Consider the following 18,754-nt stretch of genomic DNA (forward strand, 5'->3'; position numbering starts at 1 on the left):
GCACGACAGTGCGTCAATGAACACTGAACAAGGAGAACGCAATGGCAACCCCTAAAGAAAACCTGCTGGATTGGCTCAACGATGCTCATGCAATGGAACAGCAAGCGGAGAAAATGCTCAAGGCCCAGGCTGAGCGCCTGGAGCATTATCCGGTGCTCAAGGCCCGGATCGAACAGCACATCGAAGAGACGCTGGGGCAGCAGAAGCTGGTGGAACAATGCATCCAGCGCCTGGGCGGCAGCCCGTCGATGCTCAAGGACATGGCCGGCAAGCTGATGGCGTTCGGTCAGGCCATGGGCGGCATGGCGATGAGTGACGAAGTGGTCAAGGGCGCCATGAGTGGCTATGTATTCGAGAACCTCGAGATCGCTTCCTACACGGTGCTGATCGAAGCGGCAAAAGTGGCCGGGGACGTGGAAACCCAGCGGGCTTGCGAACAGATCCTGCCCCAGGAGATCGCCATGGCCGATTGGCTGCGCGATCACTTGCCGGAAATCACCCAGGCGTTCCTGGAGCGTTCGGCCAACCCGCATACCGAAGCCAAGCGCTGAGGTTGGAGCCGCATGAAAAGGCGCGGCCGGACACGTTCCGGCCACGCCCGAACCTGCCGTCAAACGCAAAGAGGACAGGTATGAAGCAGACCACCGGTGAGGTAAGAGCCATCAATCGACAGAGCGCCAGGGTGGGCGTCTACGTGACGGAAGAGGACGGCCACACGGTGCTCGAACTGGGTCCCGCCAACGACGTTGATATTGGCGATGTCATTGAATGGGACAGCGGCACGGCCGTGGGCACCCAGACCTATCGCAACCTGACCAAAGGTTGGGCAGATGAGGTGTATGTGGCCAAGCATGGCGTTGCGGCAGCGAACCTTGAGGTGCAATTGCTGGTGGGATCCTGATAGCCGCAAGTGCAGGAGGAGAACATGAGTGAATTGAAATGTGGCTGCCCTGGCTGCCATTGCGACGTCGATCCCGAGCGGGTGTTCAATCATGACGGCGAGGCGTATTGCAGCCAGGCCTGCGCAGAACAACATCCAAACGGCGAGCCATGCCCGGCGCAGGACTGCCATTGCGAACGCAGCGGCAAGGTCGGCGAGCGGGACATTACCAACAATCAGCTGGATGAAGCGCTGGAGGAGACGTTCCCGGCCAGCGACCCTATCTCGCCCTGAATAACGCTTTATCCGGGTATCGGCGACAGGGTACCCGGACGCCGCAAGCCGGTCAGTGCGGTGGTGCAAGACAACACCGGCAGCCCGCGAGTTTTGGCTTCCTGGAACGGCGCGAGGCCAGGGTGGCGAGACCGGTGCAGAGGGGTGCCGGCGCCATCCGGCCCTTGGCGGACAGCGTGGAAAGACACGCACTGTTTCGAATCTTCGGCGTGGGCCAATGTGGGACCGAGCTTGCTCGGGAAAGCACTTGAAAGTTAAACAGTCAGGTCGACTGGTAAATTGCATTCGCGAGCAAGCTCGCCCTCACATAGTTACGCATGGCGATTGTGTTAATTGAGCGTCGCTTGCTTGATAGCGGATTTCAATTGGTTGCAAGCGCAGCGGTATATAAATAAGTCATTGACCGTTCGTCGCCCTTTGAAGAACTTTCTTCAAACCTTGGATGCGTCATGTTTTCCGAATAAGTACGAGCCAACGGGGTTCGCAAATAGCAACTAACGAGGTGAATGAAATGGCAAATACAGGTAATAACAACCCTGGCAATTTCGCTAACGATCGTGAGAAAGCATCGGAAGCCGGCAAGAAAGGCGGCCAGGCATCGGGTGGCAACTTCGCCAACGATCCGGAACGCGCAGCCGAGGCCGGCCGTAAGGGTGGCCATATGTCGGGTGGCAATTTTGCCAACGATCCGGAACGTGCCGCAGAGGCGGGCCGCAAAGGTGGACAAGCCTCGGGTGGCAATTTTGCCAACGACCCTGAACGGGCATCGGAAGCCGGCCGCAAAGGGGGCCAAGCCTCTGGCGGCAACTTCGCCAATGACCGGGAAAAAGCTTCCGAAGCCGGCAAGAAAGGTGGTGAAAACAGCCACGGCGGCGGTCGCAAATCGTAATGTTCCGTGGTCTACAAGCCTCATGCCACTGGCATGAGGCTTGTACCGGTTATTGATAGAAGTGTTTTTTATAGTCGGGCATGTCATGCCCGGCTTCGCTTAACTTATTCATTATCAAGGCGTGGATGGTTTTGTATGGCTTGCCACTACCATTCGTCTTTTGTTGTGAATAAAAAATAAATTTTATACGTTCAACTTCTTCTGACTTTCATGGGCCTGTCGTCGGCAGGGTTCCCATGAACTGTGTCCTGACCGAGGAGTTCAATCATGTTCATTCATAACAAACGATTGCAATATACCGTGCGTGTCGCCGAGCCCAATCCAGGACTCGCCAACCTGTTGCTAGAGCAATTTGGCGGCGCCCAGGGCGAACTGGCGGCGGCGTCGCGTTATTTCACCCAGGCCTTGTCGGAGGATGATCCGGGCCGCAAGGATCTGCTGATGGACATCGCCACCGAGGAGCTCAGCCATTTGGAGGTGATCGGCTCGATCATCGTGATGCTGAACAAGGGCGCCAAGGGCAAGATGGCCGAAGGTGTCGAGCAGGAGGGCCAGCTGTACCGCGAGATCAATGGCGCCGGCAATGACTCCCACATCACCAGCGTGCTGTATGGCGCCGGTTCGCCGTTGACCAACTCGGCCGGTGTGCCTTGGACCGCTGCGTATATCGACACCATCGGCGAACCCACGGCGGACATGCGTTCGAATATCGCCGCCGAAGCCCGGGCGAAAATCGTGTACGAGCGGTTGATGAACGTGACTGACGACCCTGGGGTAAAAGAAGCCCTGGGCTTCCTGATGACCCGTGAAATTGCCCACCAGTTGTCCTTCGAAAAAGCCCTTCATTCCATCCAGCCCAACTTCCCGCAAGGTAAGCTGCCTGGCATGCCGGAGTTCACCAACGTGTACTTCAACATGTCCCAGGGCGAACCTTCGGTGCGCGGGCCTTGGAACCAGGGGGACGATTGGGAATTCGTCGAGAACCCAACGCCGGCGGTCGATGGTGGAGATGGCTTGGCCAGCGTGCAGTTGAGTGAGAAAGACGAAGCGCTATTGATGGACATGAAGGCGCGGACGATGTCCAACCCGGAGAGCAATCCCACGACAGGTGCTGACCTGGGCGCAGGGATGCAAAACGAGAAGCTGTGAGGCGTTGGCGAGGGGCCTGGCTCCCTCGCCTGAACATATGACTTGATCGTCCCTGTGGTTGCGGGTGACGATCAAGCACCGTGTGGTTAAACCAACAAGGACACTCGATGGACCAGCCCACCTCCCGGATCCGATCGCCCTGGCGTACATGGCTTGATCCTGTGCAAAACAATCTGCTGCTGGGGTTGACCTTCTGGCTCGGGTTGGCCCTGGTCGCCGTGCTGTTGCTCTATAGCGGCTACAACGCGCTGGTGGGGGCCGATCGCCAGAACCTGGGCTATGCGGCACTGGGCGGGGCCTCCGGCTTTGCCGCTACGGCGCTGGGCGCGATGACGGCGGTGGTGCTGCGCGATATTTCATCGCGTACCCAGGACATCATGTTGGGCTTCGCGGCCGGGATGATGCTCGCGGCCAGTTCGTTTTCGCTGATCCTGCCGGGCATCGAAGCCGCGCAGGTCATCTGCGGCAACCAATTGCTCGCCGCCCTGGTCGTCGTCATTGGCCTGGGGCTGGGCGTGGCACTGATGATCGGCCTTGACCGCTTCGTACCCCATGAACACGAGTTGAGTGGACGGCGCGGCCCCGAGGCCAAGCGCATCAACCGGGTCTGGTTGTTCGTCCTGGCAATCACCTTGCACAACCTGCCGGAGGGCATGGCCATTGGCGTGAGCTTTGCCAACGGCGACTTCAAGGTCGGCCTGCCCCTGACCACCGCCATCGCGATCCAGGACATTCCCGAAGGTCTCGCCATCGCCATGGCGCTGCGAGTGACCGGGATTAGCACGTTGCGCGCCGCGCTGATTGCGGTCGGCTCAGGCTTGATGGAGCCCCTGGGGGCGGTAATCGGGCTGGGCATGTCTTCCGGCGTGGCGGTGGCTTATCCCATCAGCCTGGGCCTGGCGGCCGGGGCGATGATCTTCGTGGTGTCACACGAAGTGATTCCGGAAACCCACCGCAATGGCCACGAAACGCCGGCGACCCTGGGCTTGATGATGGGGTTCGCAGTGATGATGTTCCTGGACACAGCGCTGGGTTGACGCTGCGCCTCGCAACCCTCCGTCCAGCCGTTCGCAGATTTCTTGAACATCCACAAAAACCTCCGAGTCAGTGTTGAACAGGTGAAGCGTGGCTTCACCATTCACCGATCGGAGGATCTCCAGATGGCCAGAAAAACAGTGACGGACCTGTTCATTCACGAGCTGTCCGACGTCTATAGCGCTGAAAAGCAGATCACCCGCGCGTTGCCGCGGATGGCCCGCGCCACCACCAATCCGTTATTGGCTCAGGCTTTCAACGATCACCTTGAAGAAACCCAAGGGCAGATCGAACGCATCGACACCTTGGTCGAAGTGGCGGGCATCAAGCTCAAGCGCATGAAGTGCATCGCCATGGAAGGGCTGGTGGAAGAGTCCAAAGAGTTGATCGAGGAAATCGACAAAGGTGCGGTGCTCGACGCGGGGCTGATCGGCGCTGCGCAGAAAGTCGAGCACTACGAAATCGCCAGCTACGGCACCTTGATCGCCATGGCCAAGCATTTGAACCTGGGCGATGAAGTGGTCGGCCTGCTGCTGGCGACGCTCAAGGAAGAAAAAGCCACCGACGAGAAGCTGTCCAAGATAGCCGAGCAGGGTGGCAACCAGGCGGCGACGATGGAGTCTTGATGTCGATATAACCGCTTTTTGTGGCGAGGGAGCAAGCTCCCTCGCCATCGGTCCTGTACCAGAAAGGGCATTGGTGTTCTCACCAATGCCCTTTTTCTAGCGAAACCCAACCCAGCGGCCCCTGCGACCACACGGCGTCAAACCGTGGAACTCGTTGGAACTCGGCTCCCGCGCGTCCCGTCACTTGTTCTGAGAGGCACTGGTCCAGGCATGGCCCAGGCAGTGCCTGATGTTGAGTTTTTCATCACGGAGGCGATGGACAGACATGACTATCCCGGACAACAACCCCGAGCGACAAAGCGGCACCGCAAGCCAGGGGCGAGCTGGAGAACCCCTGAACCACATCAAGGATGACGTGAACGAAGCCATCGGCAGCGCTCGCGAGCAGGCCGATGCGCATTTCGGCCAGTACCGCGATACCGCGGCGGACCAGATCGATGCATTGGCGCGTGGCGCCAAGTCAGCCATGTCGGAACTCGAAGCCAATGACACGCTGGGCTTGTCGCATTACCTGGCAGACATGGCCGACAGCATGAGTGGCCTGGCCAGCAAGTTGCGCAACAAGAGCGCCGAGCAACTGTTGCATGACGGCTCGCGTTTGGCGCGGGATAACCCGGGCCTGTTCCTCGCCGGCAGTATCGCAGTGGGCTTCGGGCTGTCGCGGTTCCTCAAGGCCGGCACTTCTGCGATGGCCACAGAGGTCGACCACGCTGGCGCCGAACGGGCGGAGCCACCGGCCGAAGGCTTCGGCGCCCAGCCCTTCGATCCGATGCCCGACCCTATTGGTCCGGGTGCGGCGACTAGCAGCGGACTCGCCACGGGCGTCACCCCGACTTCACCCAGCGTGCAGGACCATCCCAGTGATTCAGCTACCGGCTCGCTGCCGGGCTCGGCCAATACCAGAGGAGAATTGTGATGAATCGACCAGACCCGGATATCCAGCGTTCCGCAGGGGCCTCGGTGCCCGAAAACGATGCCTCGGTCATGGGCCTGCTCAGGCAGTTGACCCACGAAGTGCCCTCACTGTTTACCAAGGAACTGGCATTGGCCAAGGCGGAATTCCAAGCCAGCCTCAACACCTTGAAGGCGGGTATCGCGGGGGTGGCGGGCGGCGCGATGGTGCTGATGGCCGGCTTCATCATTCTGCTGATGGCGGTGGTGTATGGCCTGAGCACGATGATGGCGCCCTGGCTGGCCGCGCTGATCGTGGGCGTGGTGGCGATGATCATCGGTTTCGTCATGGTGCAGTCCGGCAAGAAGCAATTCGAACCGTCCCATTTCAAGCCTGACCGAACGCTCGACGCCTTGAACAAAGATCAGGAAGCCCTGCGGAGGAAAGCCTCATGAAGGATGAATTCAAAACCGAATCGCAGAAAAGCCCGGAGACCATCGAGCGCGAGATCGATGAGCAGCGCGCCCATATCAGCCACATCGTCGATGCCTTGGGCAGCAAATTCACCCCAGGGCAAATGCTCGATCAGGCCTTGGGCCTGGTGAAGGGAAATGGCGCGGATTTTTTTGGCAACCTGGGCACTACGGTGCGCAACAACCCGGTGCCGACCGTGCTGACTACGGTTGGCCTGTGCTGGTTGATGCTCGGCCAGAACCACCCATCACGGGTTGGCTATCGTGTCGGTCCTGACCAGGATTCCAGCGGCTGGACCGATGGGCTGGCCAGTGGGTTGGGCAGTGCCAGGAACCATTTGCATGACACCACCGACTCCTTGCGCGAAGGCTTTCACCACCTCAAGGACAAGGCCTCGCACATGGCCGATGATTTGAGCGCCAGTGCTCGTCATGCCCGCAATCGTGCACATGAAACGGGTGATCGAATGAGCCAGGGTTCGCACGACCTGGGCGATCAGTTCAGCCGCCTGCTCAAGGAGCAACCGTTGATGATGGCGGCCGCGGGTATCGCCTTGGGCGCCATGTTGGGCGCAGCCTTGCCGAGCACTTCCACCGAACAGCGGGTGATGGGCAAGACCAGCGCCGGCTTGGCCGACAAGGCCAAGCAAAAGGCTCGCGAGGGCTACGAAACGGTGCGTGATACGGTGAGCAAGACCACCGAGCATCGTGATGAGCCTAGCGTCACGCCGGCCAACGGACGGGTGCATTCCGGCGCGGATCTTTCCGGCGGGCTGGGGACTTCGTAGGCGCAAGCAGGTGCGGCGCGGCTGGATCCGCGCCGCACCTGTCAACCTTGACAGTAGCTTCGGTCGTCGTTCGGTTATTTCATGGGAAATACACCGTTCTCAAGGAAGCAACACATGAAACATCAGGTCCCGTTCACCGGCCATCTGGTCTTCATCGGCTTCGGCTCCATTGCCCGGGCCACCTTGCCCTTGCTGCTGGGACAAGATGACATCGAGGTCCAACAGATCACCGTCATCGCCCCAGTAATCGAGCAGAACATCTGGTTCAAGGAGCGAGGTATTCAGTTTATCTGTGAGGCGTTGACCGAGCAGAACTTCGCGCAAACCCTGGATCGCTTCGTCCAACCGGGGGATTTCATTGTCAACCTGTCGGTGGAGGTCAGCTCCCTGGCGGTCATTGCCTATGCTTCCGACAAGGGCGCGCTGTACCTGGACACCTGCGTCGAGCCCTGGGCCGGCGGCTACAACGATCCACAGTTGGACCTTTCCCACCGCACCAATTATGCATTGCGCTACCAGGTGCTGGATTTGCGCAAGCGATTGGGCAGGGGGCCGACGGCAGTGGTTGCCCACGGCGCCAACCCTGGCTTGATCACGCATTTGCTCAAGGCTGGGCTGATGGAATTGGCCGTGCAGTTGGGCCATCCGCTACCCGAGGCCGGTGAGGGGATCGATTGGGCCAGGTTGTGCATGGGACTGGGCATCAAGGTCATTCATTTTGCCGAACGCGATACCCAATGCTCCCAGCGTCTCAAAGAGGATGATGAGTTCGTCAACACCTGGTCGGTGCACGGATTTATCAGTGAGGGTAGCCAGCCGGCGGAGCTGGGTTGGGGCAGTCACGAGCGCACGTGGCCGTCTTTTGCGCGGCGACACCGCTTCGGCAGCCGTAACGCGATCTATCTGGAGCGGCCGAGCGCCAGTGTGTTGGTAAAGACTTGGACACCCTTGGGCGGTCCATGCCTGGGCATGATGATCACCCATCACGAGACCGCTTCGACGGCCGACCTGCTGACCGTCAAGGATCAACGCAAATTGATCTATCGGCCAACGCTGCATTACGCCTATCACCCTTGCAATGACGCGTTGCTGTCGGTTCATGAGCTGATCGGCCGAGGCTGGCAGACCCAAACCCGGCAACGCATCCTCAACGGTGAAATCGACAGCGGCGGGGTCGATGCTCTGGGCGTGTTGCTCATGGGGCACGACTGGAATGCCTACTGGTTCGGCTCGCTGTTGAGCATCGACGAAGCCCGGGCGCTGGTCCCGTTCAACAACGCCACCAGCCTGCAAGTGGCGGCGGGGGTCCTGTCGGGGATCGTCTGGGCGGTCGAGCATCCGGATCGCGGTATCGTCGAACCCGAACAGATGGATTACGAACGCGTGCTGGAAATCGCCAGGCCCTACCTGGGCACGCTGGTGGGCCAGCGCACCGACTGGACACCCAGTGGCGCCAGCCCCAAGCCTACCGCGCAGGAATCGGCGCAGGACTGGCAGTTCGCGCACTTCACCCGGTTCTGACTGCTGCGACCCTCGTCACAGGGACCGACACGATTGCAACGCCTATACTCAAGTCCATGGATCCCTTGATGCCCGGGTGGCGCAATCGTGCTGCGTTCGCTGATGCTGGTCGTGATGCTCGTCCTGGCGGGGTGCGCCACGTCACAACGCGGCCAGCAGGTCGCCACGGTAGCGATTGCCCAGGACACTTGGCGACAGGTTGACCGGCAGATCATCGCCGCGTCGAAAAGCGCCCTCGAACAGGCTCAGCTGTACGCGCGCGGCTCGATGGAGCATTGGCGGGTGTTGGTCTACGAGCGCACGGAGGCTGAGTTCATCCCGTGGTTCAGCAGTTATTGGACCCAGGAATGGTTGGCGTTGAAAGTCAGTTGGTATTCAGCCAGCGCCGAGGGCGAGGCGGACTCGGCGGCCAAGCGCCTGGCGGCATACTTGCAGGAGCAGTATCGCGAGCAGGTGCTGGCGCCCGTCGCGGTGGAAATCGATCCCGAGGCGATCAGGGCCAACGCGACCGGGTACTACGTGCGCTTGCTCAATCAGCAGATCCCGGTGATTGCCCAGCGACATCGCATCCCGCCCGAAGTGATGAACCGGCGCTTGCACGCCATTACCGCCATCAACCTGGGCCCACCAGCGGCCCGCAACGCGTCGTTGTACGAGATGGTCCACACCGAACCGCTCAATACGCTACCGGCCTACGCGGCGTTGATCGATCATGTCGACAGGGCGGCGGACACCGGTTCAGGGCCGTCGGACGCGGTAATAGCGACAGTGGCGCAACGCACCAGTGAAAAAATCGAAGCGCAATTCGCCACGCGAGGGGCGGCCGGGGCGGCAGCGGCGGTGGCCGGAAAAGCCGCAGGGGCGTTGATTTCAGTCGGCGTGGCGGGCATCCGCGCGATGATCCACGAGGGTGAACGGGAGGACATGGAAGCACAGATCCGCAAGAGCCTGAGCGCGGCTTTCGACGAAGCCTGGTTCAAGTCCCTCAAGCATCCCCTCAGCGGGGTGATGGCTCCGGTGTATTACCTGGCCGGGGAAATCGACGACAACCTGATGCAAGCCGATCTTTCCGGTCGGCCGGTGGAATTGCCTGCCGTCGTGCCTTGACCAGAGGCCCTTTTCCTAGTCCGACCCCAGCGTGACGCGACAACCCTTGCGATGGCGGATCTGTTCGTCCGTGGGGCGTTCCTTGATGAATTCGAAGCGCGGCTCGCCTTCGCTGTAGATCACCAGCCATCCCCACTCCAATTCAGTTTCATCCTGCCCGGGCTGGGGCGGTGCGGCCCACCAGGGTTCTTTTTGCATGATTTGGCGCATCGTTTACCTCCTGCCGGTTGATCCTTGACTATAGACCGCTGGATTTCGTGACTAGCGCCCGCGCAGCTTTTTGAAAGTCATGGTCGGACGCCGCTTTTGTGGCGAGGGGGCAAGCTCCCTCGCCACGTTTTTTTAGCCGACCCAGTGTGCTCTGAACCTGCCCATCGGCGTCTAGCGTCTGTATCCCCGCACTCGAACGGGGAATGATTGGACCCTGCGCATATGCAAGCACTGTTGAACGAGATCCTCGATGCGGTTCGCCCCCTGATCGGTCAGGGCAAGGTGGCCAACTACATTCCCGCCCTTGGCACTGTGGCGGCCAATCAGTTGGGCATTGCCGTCTATAGCAATGACGGCGAGATGTATTGCGCGGGCGACGCCGAGACCGCGTTTTCGGTGCAGAGTATTTCCAAGGTATTCAGCCTGGTGCAGGCCATCGGGCATTCCGGCGAGGCCATCTGGGAGCGCTTGGGCCATGAGCCCTCCGGCCAGCCTTTCAACTCCCTGGTGCAACTGGAGTTCGAACGGGGCCGTCCGCGCAATCCATTCATCAATGCCGGAGCCTTGGTGATCTGTGATATCAACCAGTCACGCTTTGCCGCTCCGGCGCTGTCGATGCGTGATTTCGTACGGCGTCTGTCCGGTAATCCCCAGGTGATGGTCGACGGCAAGGTCGCCGAGTCGGAGTATCAGCACCGTGCCCGCAACGCGGCGATGGCCTACCTGATGCAATCCTTCGGCAATTTCCATAACGATGTGGAAGCGGTGTTGCGCAGTTATTTCAGCCATTGCGCGCTGCGAATGAACTGCATCGACCTGGCCCGGGCGTTCTGCTTTCTCGCCAATGACGGTTTCTGCAAGCACAGCGGCGAGCAGATCCTCAGCGCTCGCCAGACTCAGCAAGTCAATTCCATCATGGCCACCAGCGGCCTGTACGACGAGGCGGGCAACTTTGCCTACCGTGTCGGCTTGCCGGGCAAGAGCGGTGTGGGCGGCGGGATCGTCGCCGTGGTGCCAGGGCAGTTCACGGTCTGCGTCTGGTCGCCGGAGCTCAACGCGGCCGGCAACTCCCTGGCCGGCATGGCGGCGCTGGAATTGCTCAGCCAACGGATTGGCTGGTCGGTGTTCTAGTTTCCCGTTGCACAAAAAAGGGCCCGCTCCTGAATCAGGAGCGGGCCCTTTTTGTTTGTGGGCTATCAGCAGAGGCGGTCGATGACCCGGACCTCAGACGAATGCTGCACCGATTGCCAGGCCTGGGTCAGCGTCTGCAGGACGCGGCCCATGAAGTCTTTGTCGGCCGCGGCTTTCTTGCCGACGTAGCCTTGCCCGCGGCGGTACATCTTCAGTCGAGCGCAGAGATCCTGCTGGTGCTTGTCGAATTCCTCTTCCTGGGTGAAAGGCGAGAGGCAGTCCATATGGACTTGGCCGGTCTTGCTGATCCACAGGATATGACTATCCAGGCTGTCCTTGTGTGCTGCGAACATGCGAGCCAGTTCATCAATAGATGGTTGATTATTCAGATTCATGTGTAAGCCCCTTGACCATTTGGTTGATCTGTCTGGTGGTTCGCAAAACTTCGCCGTTCGGTAAGTGCCTGCCTGATACCGAAATCAGGCCGTCAGCATTCATCCGCAGGACTTCTGCGGGGTCGTGCAATCGGTTATGTAGTGTTAATCGAAGGGCTGCTACGCAAATGCGCTACAACGAAGAGAAACAGCGAAGAATCTTCAGGCCAGTGTCGACTTCAAAGGTCGAGCCCATGCGTCATGAGGATTGATTCGCCAGCGTTTCTCGTCCTTGTTACCGGACGGTCATGCCAGGTCAGCACCTTCAATCTGCCTTGTGAGCAGTCCCTTATCCAAAAAACAGCTCGGCGGTCAGACGAGCTTGCTCAAACATTTGCCTGTACTCCCGATCGGGGAGACGTCTGCATCATGCAAGGCGAAATCGGAGGCGTCAACGGTTTTGTAGTGATTATTTTTGGTCACTACATATTGTCGGACAAAATGGTTTGGGTATGAAAAACCACCTGAGTTGGGTGACCTAATCCTTGGTGAGGTATTCATCTGTGGCGAGGGGATTCATCCCCTCGCCACAGGACCTCCTTTGAGTTCAAGTGGCCTTGCTCGCCTTGCGCGGCGCACCGCCAGCCTTGCGCTTGGACGGCTTGCGTTTGTTCTTCCACGGCGCGGCGCCTCGTCCGGCGGGGCTGGCCGGGCCGTTGATGGTCAGGCTCATGCCTTGGCAGCGGGCCACATGCTTGCTCATCCAGGCGGCTTGCCGGGTGACGAATTCCTCCAAACTCATCTCACCGCTTTGCACCATGTCCAGTGCTTGTTCCCAGATGGCGGTGGTGCCGGGGTCGGCAATCGCCCGGGGCACCGCGTCGATCAGGCTGAAGGCCGCCGGGGTGGCGGATAGGGCCTTGCCGTTCTTCAGCAGGTAGCCACGGTCGAGCAAGCCCTGGATGATCGAGGCCCGGGTCGCTTCGGTGCCGATGCCTGTGGTGTCCTTGAGTTTCTGCTTGAGCAGTGGATCTTCCACCAGCTTGGCGACGTTTTTCATCGCCTTGATCAGGTCGCCTTCGGTGAACGGCTTGGGCGGTTGGGTCCACAAATCCTTTGGTGTCACCGCGTCGACGTTGCAGTCGCGGCCCTCGGCCAGCGGCGGCAGGGTTTGCGGCGTGGGGGCTTCCCGCCCTCGCGCGGGCGCCAATGCTTCGGGCAGGGCGCGTTTCCAGCCGGGCTCGACGATCTGCTTGCCCACCGCACGCAGGTCCTGCCCGGCACAATCGAAGTCGGCCTGGGTCCGGTCGTATTCATGGTGGGGCAGGAACTGCGCCAGGTAACGTGCGCGAATCAGTGTATAGACGGCGCGTTGCTTGCCGGCGAGCTTGTCGAGGCTCTTCGCCGCCGCCGTGGGAATGATGCCGTGGTGCGCGCTGACCTTGGCGTCGTTCCAGGCCCGGGACTTGCGCTGTGGCTGCAGGTGATCGCGCAGCGGGGCAAGGCCCGGATCGGCCTGGGCGAGGGCGGCCAGGATGGCGGGTGCTTCGCTGTGCTGGCTCAAGGGCAGGAAACCGCAATCGCTGCGCGGGTAGGTAATGAGCTTGTAGGTCTCGTAGAGCGACTGGGCAATGTCCAGGGTCTCCTGGGCGCCGAGTCCAAGTTTCTTCGAGCAGACTTCCTGCAAGGTGCCCAGGTCGAACGGCAGCGGCGGCGCCTCGCGCAGGCGCTCGGTGCGAACCCTGGTCACTCGCGCCGTTGTGGCGTTGCTCATGGCCTGGGCGGCCTCCCGGGCCATGGCCTGGTTCAGGCAGCGCTCCTGGTCGTCGCAGGCATCCGGGTCGGCGCGCCACTGGGCGGTGAACGCCGTTCCGGCGTGGCTCAGTTGCACGTCGATGGCCCAATAGGCGACCGGTACGAAATCGGCAATGCTGCGGTCGCGATCCACCACCAGACGCAGGGTTGGTGTCTGCACGCGGCCCACCGGCAGGACGCCTTGATAACCGGACTGGCGCCCCAGCAGCGTGAACAGGCGGCTCATGTTCATGCCGATCAGCCAGTCGGCCCGGGAGCGACCGAGGGCCGAGTGATACAGGTTGAAGGTTTCCGCCCCCGGCTTGAGGGCGGCGAGGGCCTTGCGGATCGAGGCTTCGTCGAGGGCTGACAGCCAGAGTCGCTGGATCGGCCCGCGATAGCGGCAATGTTCGACGAGTTCCCGGGCGATCATTTCGCCCTCGCGGTCGGCATCGGTAGCGATGACCAGTTCCTTTGCCTCTGCCAGCAGCCGCTTGACCGCTTTGTACTGGCTCGCGGTCTTCGGCTTGACCTTCATCTTCCATTGGGCCGGCACGATGGGCAGGTCGGCCAGCACCCAGCGCTTGTAGCGGGCATCGTAGGCGTCCGGCGGGGCAGTCTCCAGCAAATGGCCGATGCACCAGGTCACCGTGACGTTCGCGCCCAGCCAGCAACCGTCGCCGCGACGGGTGGCACCCAACACCGCGGCGATGTCCTTGGCCTGGGACGGTTTCTCACACAGGTACAACCGCATAACGCCTCTTCCTGAGCAGGTTTCATGGGGCGCTAGCATGGTCAGGGATTGGCGCCGGGGCAAGCTTTATCTGTATGGATATACAGATAAAAACGTTGCGCTGCGTTACAACCGCCGTTAGACGAGGCAGCCCGGCGCCTGCATGGGCAAGCAGAATGAATTAATCGCAAGGGCATCGCTCATAACTTGCAGAGCGGTTCAAACCGCGACGCACGTTAATGGAATCAAGGAGAGTCACTTTCATGAATTCGATGCCGAAGGGCAACGGACAGGCGACCACACGTTTGATTCTCGTTGTTGAGGATGATCCGACCATCCTGGAGTTTCTCTGTGAGATCCTGGAGGAAGAAGGGTTTGTCGTCGAGCCAAGGGAAAGCGCCGATTCGGCGCTGACATTCCTGGAAGAGAGCGCCGATTACGTGGACCTGCTACTGACCGACATCACCATGCCCGGTGAAATGGACGGCGCCGACCTGGCCAATCTGACCGGGGATCGTTGGCCGCAGATACCGCTGCTGATCATGTCGGGGTTCGAGACCCCGGAAAGCGCCGGGATCAAGCACCAGGCCTCGTTCATCGCCAAGCCATGGGCGCTGGGGCAGATGCTGGACCTGGTGGAAAGCACCGTGAAAAGCCATTCAGTGCACTGACCCCGGAGCGACAGGGCAGGGACCGTCCGCGCATGTTTGGGTTGCAAAGCGGCGGTTGCTGCGATGACAATGCGATTCATTATCAGTCGCGAATTATTCCATTGTCATGTCCGCCAACGATCTGTACCTACGCAGTGCCGTCAACGATCTGTATTGCGACCATCACGGCTGGCTTCAAGGCTGGCTGCGCAAGCGCCTGGGTAACACGTTTGATGCGGCAGACCTGGCCCAGGATACCTTCGTTCGCGTGATCAAGGCGCGCTCGGCCCTGGATATACGCGAGCCGCGGCCCTATCTGTCGATGATCGCCAAAGGCTTGCTGGTTGACCTTTTTCGCCGCCGCTCCCTTGAGCAATCGTACCTGGATGCGCTGGCCGCCATGCCTGAACGGCAGCAGCCGTCGCTGGAAGAGCAGGCGATCCTGTTCCAGGCCCTTATGGAAATCGATCGGCTGCTTCAAGGGCTGGGACCGCGGGTCAAGCAAGTGTTCATCCTGTCGCAATTCAACGGCCTGACGTACCCGCAGATCGCCGAGCGCCTGGACGTCAGCGTGCGCACGGTCAATAACCATATGGCCAAGGCCATGGAACACTGCTGCCTGATGCAGATCCAGTTGCAGCTTGCATGAGCCTGTCACCCGAGCAACTGCAAGCCATTCGTGCCGCGGCGCAATGGTACGCCCGGCTTCACTCCGGTACCGCGGCTGACGCGGATCGGGCCGGATGGCGTGCCTGGTTGGCCGCGGATCCGTTGCATGATCAGGCGTGGCAACGCATGGCGGCGGTGTCTGAACAAATGGCCAGCGTGCCGGGCGCATTGGCCGCCCCCACCTTGAGCGAACTTCCTGGCCGTTCGCGACGGCAAGTGTTGCGAAGCGCCTTGTTGCTCACGACCACCGGTTGCCTGGGGTGGTTGGGCTGGCGAAGCGAGACCGCGCAGAACTTGCGTTGCGATTACCGGACCGGCATCGGCGAGCGGCGAGCGTTCCAATTGGCGGACGGCAGCACCGTACTGCTCAACACTGACACATCGATCGACGTTCGTTTCGATGGCAAACAACGCGTTGTTCGTCTGTTGTGGGGGGAGATTATCGTCACAACTGCAGTCGATCCTGCGCAGCGCCCCTTCAAGGTCATTACCGAACAAGTCGAAGTGTTGGCCTTGGGAACCCGTTTTATCGTCCGCGCCCAGGCCCAGCGTGGCGAGGTGGCGGTGCTTGAGAAGGCCGTCGAGGTCAGTTTGCGCAGTGGCGGCCCCGCGACGCGGGTCGATGCCGGTAGCCAGCTGGATTTCAGCGACCGGTCGCTGGGCAGGCCAAGGGCCAACGACGTATCGGTCGGCGCCTGGCAACGAGGCAGCATCATTGCCATCGACCGTCGATTGGATGCGTTGCTGGCAGAGCTGTCGCGCTATCGCATGGGAGTACTGCGTTGCGACCCGGCGATTGGCGATTTGAAAGTTTCCGGGGTTTTCCCCATCGACAATACCGACCTTGCCCTTGCGGCGCTCGAGAGCGGTTTCCCATTGCGGGTGACTCGATACAGCCGGTTCTGGGTTCAGGTGTCCCATAGCGGATAACCCTTGCCCCCCGTGCAATTAAAAATGTTTTGCACTTTTTGTCGGCATCGTTCGGCTCATCCCTCAGTGAATTTCTTGACTGTGGGGAGGGGACGCATGTCTCGCGTGAACGCGCCAGGTCGTCTGGCGATTGCAATGAAAATCGGGTTGTTGGCTGCTACGTCGTCCAGTGCCTGGATGGTACAGGCGAGCACGATGCCAGGCGCTTCGAGCCAGCAACGTTCGGTGCAGGCTTACGATATTGGCGCAGGTACCCTCATGGATGTGCTGACGCGCTTCGCCAGCCAGGCGGGTGTTGCACTCTCGTTCGATGCCGCACAACTCCACGGATTGCAGTCGCCAGGCTTGAACGGTTCCTTTGGCGTGGCCGACGGATTTGCTCGCATCCTGGGCGATAGCGGCCTGCAAGCCGAGCCCCAGGCCAGCGGGACCTATCGGCTTCGGGCCGTGCCGTCTCGCGGTTCGGCGATGGAATTGGGCACGACCACCATTGACGGGCAACTGCTCACGGCGACCACCGAACATAGCGGCTCCTACACCACCGGAGCGGTCACCATCGGCAAAGGCGAACACGCGCTGCGCGAGACGCCGCAATCGGTCACGGTGATCACCCGCAAGATGCTCGACGACCAGAACCTGAACACCATCGATCAGGTCATGGAAAAAACGCCCGGCATCACCGTCTACGATTCGACCATGGGCGGCAAGTATTTCTATTCCCGCGGGTTCCGAATGTCGGGTCAATACCAGTACGACGGTGTTCCGCTGGACATGGGCAACAGCTATGTCCAGGCGGACAGCTTCAGCAGTGACATGGCCTATTACGATCGAGTCGAAGTCCTGCGCGGCGCCGCCGGGATGATGAAAGGTTCCGGCGGTACTTCAGGTGGCGTCAATTTCGTTCGCAAGCGCGGCCAGGCCACGCCCCAGACTGAACTCAGCCTCTCGGGTGGCACTTGGGACAACTACCGCGGGCAAGTCGATACAGGCGGCCCCCTGAACGACGCCGGCACTGTACGGGGCAGGGCAGTGATCGCCGAGCAGAGCCGGCATTATTTTTACGACGATGCCCGGCGCAAGGACCAGGTCTATTACGGCGCCCTGGACGTCGACCTGACCCCCGACACGACGCTTGGCCTGGGCGTGGCCTATGAGGACGTCGATGCGAGCCCGTGCTGGGGTGGGCTTCCACGCTACCGCAATGGCAGCGATTTGAAGCTCAGTCGTTCCACTTGCCTGGACCCGTCGTGGAATACCTGGCGCAGCCAGCGGACCACAGTGTTCGGCGACCTGCGGCACCAGCTCAACGACGACTGGGCCGTGAAGCTCGCGGGGGTCTATACGAAAAATACCCAGGACATCAAATACGCCTTTGCATCGGGCTCGGTGGCACCCGGTTCCTCGACCACTAATTTGCTCGGCAGCACGTACGACTATGATCAGGTCGATTACGGTCTCGACGCCTACCTGGACGGCAAGTTCGACGCCTTCGGCCAGCGCCATGAGCTGATCTTCGGCGTCAATGCCAGTCGTTCGGACAAAGACGATTTCTACTCGGTCGCCTTGTTGCCGCAGAAGCAGAATGTATTCGATCCGGACCGGCACATTCCCGAACCGGACGACAGCTACTTCATCGAAAACTCGACGCGAGGGGGGCCGGTCAAGACTGTAACCGAGCAGCACGGCGTGTATTCGACGCTTCGCCTGAAGTTGGCGGACCCGTTGACCTTCGTAGTGGGTAGCCGGGTGAGCTGGTACAGCTCCAAGAGTGACTCGGTATTTCTCACGGGCGGTACGGAACACGCCAGGAGCACCGAGACCGGCCAGGTCACGCCGTTTGCCGGTGTGTTGCTGGACCTCAACCAACACCTGACCGCCTACGCCAGCTATTCGGACATCTTTACGCCCCAAGGCAATTACCGCTCGCAAAGTGGTTCGGCGCTCAAGCCGTTAATGGGCGAGAGTTACGAACTGGGGATCAAGGGCGAATGGTTCGAGGGCCGCTTGAACACCGCTTTCAACCTGTTCCGCACTGTGCAGAAAGACCAGGCCCAGACCGACTACAACTCAAGCTGTGCGTCGTCGGATGGCTATTGCTACGAAAACGCCGGCAAGGTTCGCGCCCAGGGTTTCGAAGCCGAGATCAGCGGCGAGGTCATCGAGCGGCTGCAGTTGCTGGCCGGATACACCTACACCCAGACCAAGACCCTCGACGACATAGACACCAGCCTCAACGGTGGCTCGTTCAACAGCTACGTGCCACGCCATATGCTGCGTCTGTGGGGCGACTACGCCCTCGGCGGGGCATTGGAACGCTTCAGCGTTGGCGCCGGGGTCAATGCCCAAAGCGATAACTTCCGCGTGTCGCCGGCCAGCGGCGAGAAGATCACCCAGGCCGGTTATGCCGTATGGAACGGCCGCGTTGGCTACCGCATCGATGACACCTGGTCAGTGGCGCTCAATGGCAACAATCTGTTCGATAAGCGTTACTACTCCACCATCGGGACGGAGAGCTTCGGTAACTATTACGGTGAACCCCGCAACTTCACCGCGACGGTGAAGGCACGTTTCTGAAATCTGTGGCGAAGGACGTTCATTCCTTCGCCACA

Annotated in this window: 20 protein-coding genes; 17 read left to right on the forward strand and 3 right to left on the reverse strand. The window is 60.6% G+C overall.

From position 1 onward, the window contains the following. Positions 1-41: 41 nt before the first annotated feature. From JZ00_RS10905 to JZ00_RS10960, 12 genes are all read left to right on the forward strand, one after another. On the forward strand, positions 42-551 hold the full coding sequence (locus tag JZ00_RS10905; RefSeq protein ID WP_039589224.1) for a ferritin-like domain-containing protein: 510 nt from the start codon (positions 42-44) through the stop codon (positions 549-551). Between the two features lie 80 nt (positions 552-631). Then, positions 632-901, forward strand: coding sequence for a hypothetical protein (locus JZ00_RS10910; RefSeq protein WP_039589225.1), 270 nt, complete (start codon positions 632-634; stop codon positions 899-901). A 24-nt stretch (positions 902-925) separates the two neighbouring features. Beyond that, a complete protein-coding gene (locus JZ00_RS10915; RefSeq protein WP_039589226.1) occupies positions 926-1,174 on the forward strand; it encodes a metallothionein in 249 nt (82 codons plus the stop codon). Positions 1,175-1,685: 511 nt separating this feature from the next. Then, complete coding sequence (locus tag JZ00_RS31910) at positions 1,686-2,063, forward strand: con-10 family general stress protein (RefSeq protein WP_039589227.1); 378 nt, start codon at positions 1,686-1,688, stop codon at positions 2,061-2,063. Between the two features lie 267 nt (positions 2,064-2,330). After that, positions 2,331-3,212: a manganese catalase family protein gene (locus JZ00_RS10925; protein WP_039589228.1), complete on the forward strand. Its 882-nt coding sequence runs from the start codon at positions 2,331-2,333 to the stop codon at positions 3,210-3,212. A gap of 107 nt (positions 3,213-3,319) precedes the next feature. Then, a complete protein-coding gene (locus tag JZ00_RS10930) occupies positions 3,320-4,249 on the forward strand; it encodes a ZIP family metal transporter (protein WP_039589229.1) in 930 nt (309 codons plus the stop codon). Between the two features lie 123 nt (positions 4,250-4,372). Beyond that, complete coding sequence (locus tag JZ00_RS10935) at positions 4,373-4,873, forward strand: YciE/YciF ferroxidase family protein (RefSeq protein ID WP_030139706.1); 501 nt, start codon at positions 4,373-4,375, stop codon at positions 4,871-4,873. A 265-nt stretch (positions 4,874-5,138) separates the two neighbouring features. Further along, positions 5,139-5,789, forward strand: coding sequence for a hypothetical protein (locus tag JZ00_RS10940; protein WP_039589230.1), 651 nt, complete (start codon positions 5,139-5,141; stop codon positions 5,787-5,789). Beyond that, positions 5,789-6,220, forward strand: a complete 432-nt coding sequence (locus JZ00_RS10945; protein ID WP_045156437.1) for a phage holin family protein — start codon at positions 5,789-5,791, stop codon at positions 6,218-6,220. Before JZ00_RS10940 ends, JZ00_RS10945 begins: the two co-directional genes overlap by 1 nt. Then, on the forward strand, positions 6,217-7,026 hold the full coding sequence (locus JZ00_RS10950) for a DUF3618 domain-containing protein (protein WP_039589231.1): 810 nt from the start codon (positions 6,217-6,219) through the stop codon (positions 7,024-7,026). The genes JZ00_RS10945 and JZ00_RS10950 overlap by 4 nt, the downstream gene beginning before the upstream one ends. A 114-nt stretch (positions 7,027-7,140) precedes the next feature. Beyond that, positions 7,141-8,547 carry a saccharopine dehydrogenase C-terminal domain-containing protein gene (locus JZ00_RS10955; protein ID WP_039589232.1) on the forward strand — a complete coding sequence of 469 codons (1,407 nt, stop codon included), beginning with the start codon at positions 7,141-7,143 and terminating at the stop codon, positions 8,545-8,547. An 87-nt stretch (positions 8,548-8,634) separates the two neighbouring features. After that, the gene (locus JZ00_RS10960; RefSeq protein ID WP_052742300.1) at positions 8,635-9,654 is read left to right on the forward strand and encodes a hypothetical protein; all 1,020 of its coding nucleotides are present in this window, start codon (positions 8,635-8,637) and stop codon (positions 9,652-9,654) included. Between the two features lie 15 nt (positions 9,655-9,669). Here JZ00_RS10960 and JZ00_RS10965 read toward each other — a convergent pair whose 3' ends face one another. Next, on the reverse strand, positions 9,670-9,864 hold the full coding sequence (locus tag JZ00_RS10965; RefSeq protein WP_039589239.1) for a hypothetical protein: 195 nt from the start codon (positions 9,862-9,864) through the stop codon (positions 9,670-9,672). A gap of 222 nt (positions 9,865-10,086) precedes the next feature. Here JZ00_RS10965 and glsB point away from each other — a divergent pair, with 222 nt between their 5' ends. Next, a complete protein-coding gene (glsB, locus tag JZ00_RS10970) occupies positions 10,087-10,995 on the forward strand; it encodes a glutaminase B (RefSeq protein ID WP_039589241.1) in 909 nt (302 codons plus the stop codon). Between the two features lie 65 nt (positions 10,996-11,060). Here the strand turns inward: glsB and JZ00_RS10975 are convergent, their stop codons facing one another. Next, complete coding sequence (locus JZ00_RS10975; RefSeq protein WP_039589245.1) at positions 11,061-11,390, reverse strand: hypothetical protein; 330 nt, start codon at positions 11,388-11,390, stop codon at positions 11,061-11,063. Positions 11,391-11,976: 586 nt separating this feature from the next. After that, positions 11,977-13,917 (reverse strand): DNA topoisomerase III, encoded by a 1,941-nt coding sequence (locus tag JZ00_RS10980; RefSeq protein ID WP_039589247.1) that lies wholly within the window; start codon positions 13,915-13,917, stop codon positions 11,977-11,979. 242 nt (positions 13,918-14,159) lie between these two features. Here JZ00_RS10980 and JZ00_RS10985 point away from each other — a divergent pair, with 242 nt between their 5' ends. The 4 genes from JZ00_RS10985 (at position 14,160) to JZ00_RS11000 (ending at position 18,719) form a co-directional block, all read left to right on the forward strand. Next, a complete protein-coding gene (locus JZ00_RS10985) occupies positions 14,160-14,567 on the forward strand; it encodes a response regulator (protein ID WP_039589248.1) in 408 nt (135 codons plus the stop codon). 106 nt (positions 14,568-14,673) lie between these two features. Further along, on the forward strand, positions 14,674-15,195 hold the full coding sequence (locus JZ00_RS10990) for a sigma-70 family RNA polymerase sigma factor (RefSeq protein WP_039589250.1): 522 nt from the start codon (positions 14,674-14,676) through the stop codon (positions 15,193-15,195). Further along, the gene (locus tag JZ00_RS10995) at positions 15,192-16,145 is read left to right on the forward strand and encodes a FecR domain-containing protein (protein WP_039589252.1); all 954 of its coding nucleotides are present in this window, start codon (positions 15,192-15,194) and stop codon (positions 16,143-16,145) included. Before JZ00_RS10990 ends, JZ00_RS10995 begins: the two co-directional genes overlap by 4 nt. Positions 16,146-16,241: 96 nt before the next feature. Beyond that, positions 16,242-18,719 carry a TonB-dependent siderophore receptor gene (locus tag JZ00_RS11000; protein WP_039589254.1) on the forward strand — a complete coding sequence of 826 codons (2,478 nt, stop codon included), beginning with the start codon at positions 16,242-16,244 and terminating at the stop codon, positions 18,717-18,719. Positions 18,720-18,754 lie beyond the last annotated feature (35 nt).

Origin of the sequence: Pseudomonas frederiksbergensis (assembly GCF_000802155.2) — a bacterium.
Classification (GTDB): Bacteria; Pseudomonadota; Gammaproteobacteria; order Pseudomonadales; family Pseudomonadaceae; genus Aquipseudomonas; species Aquipseudomonas frederiksbergensis_A.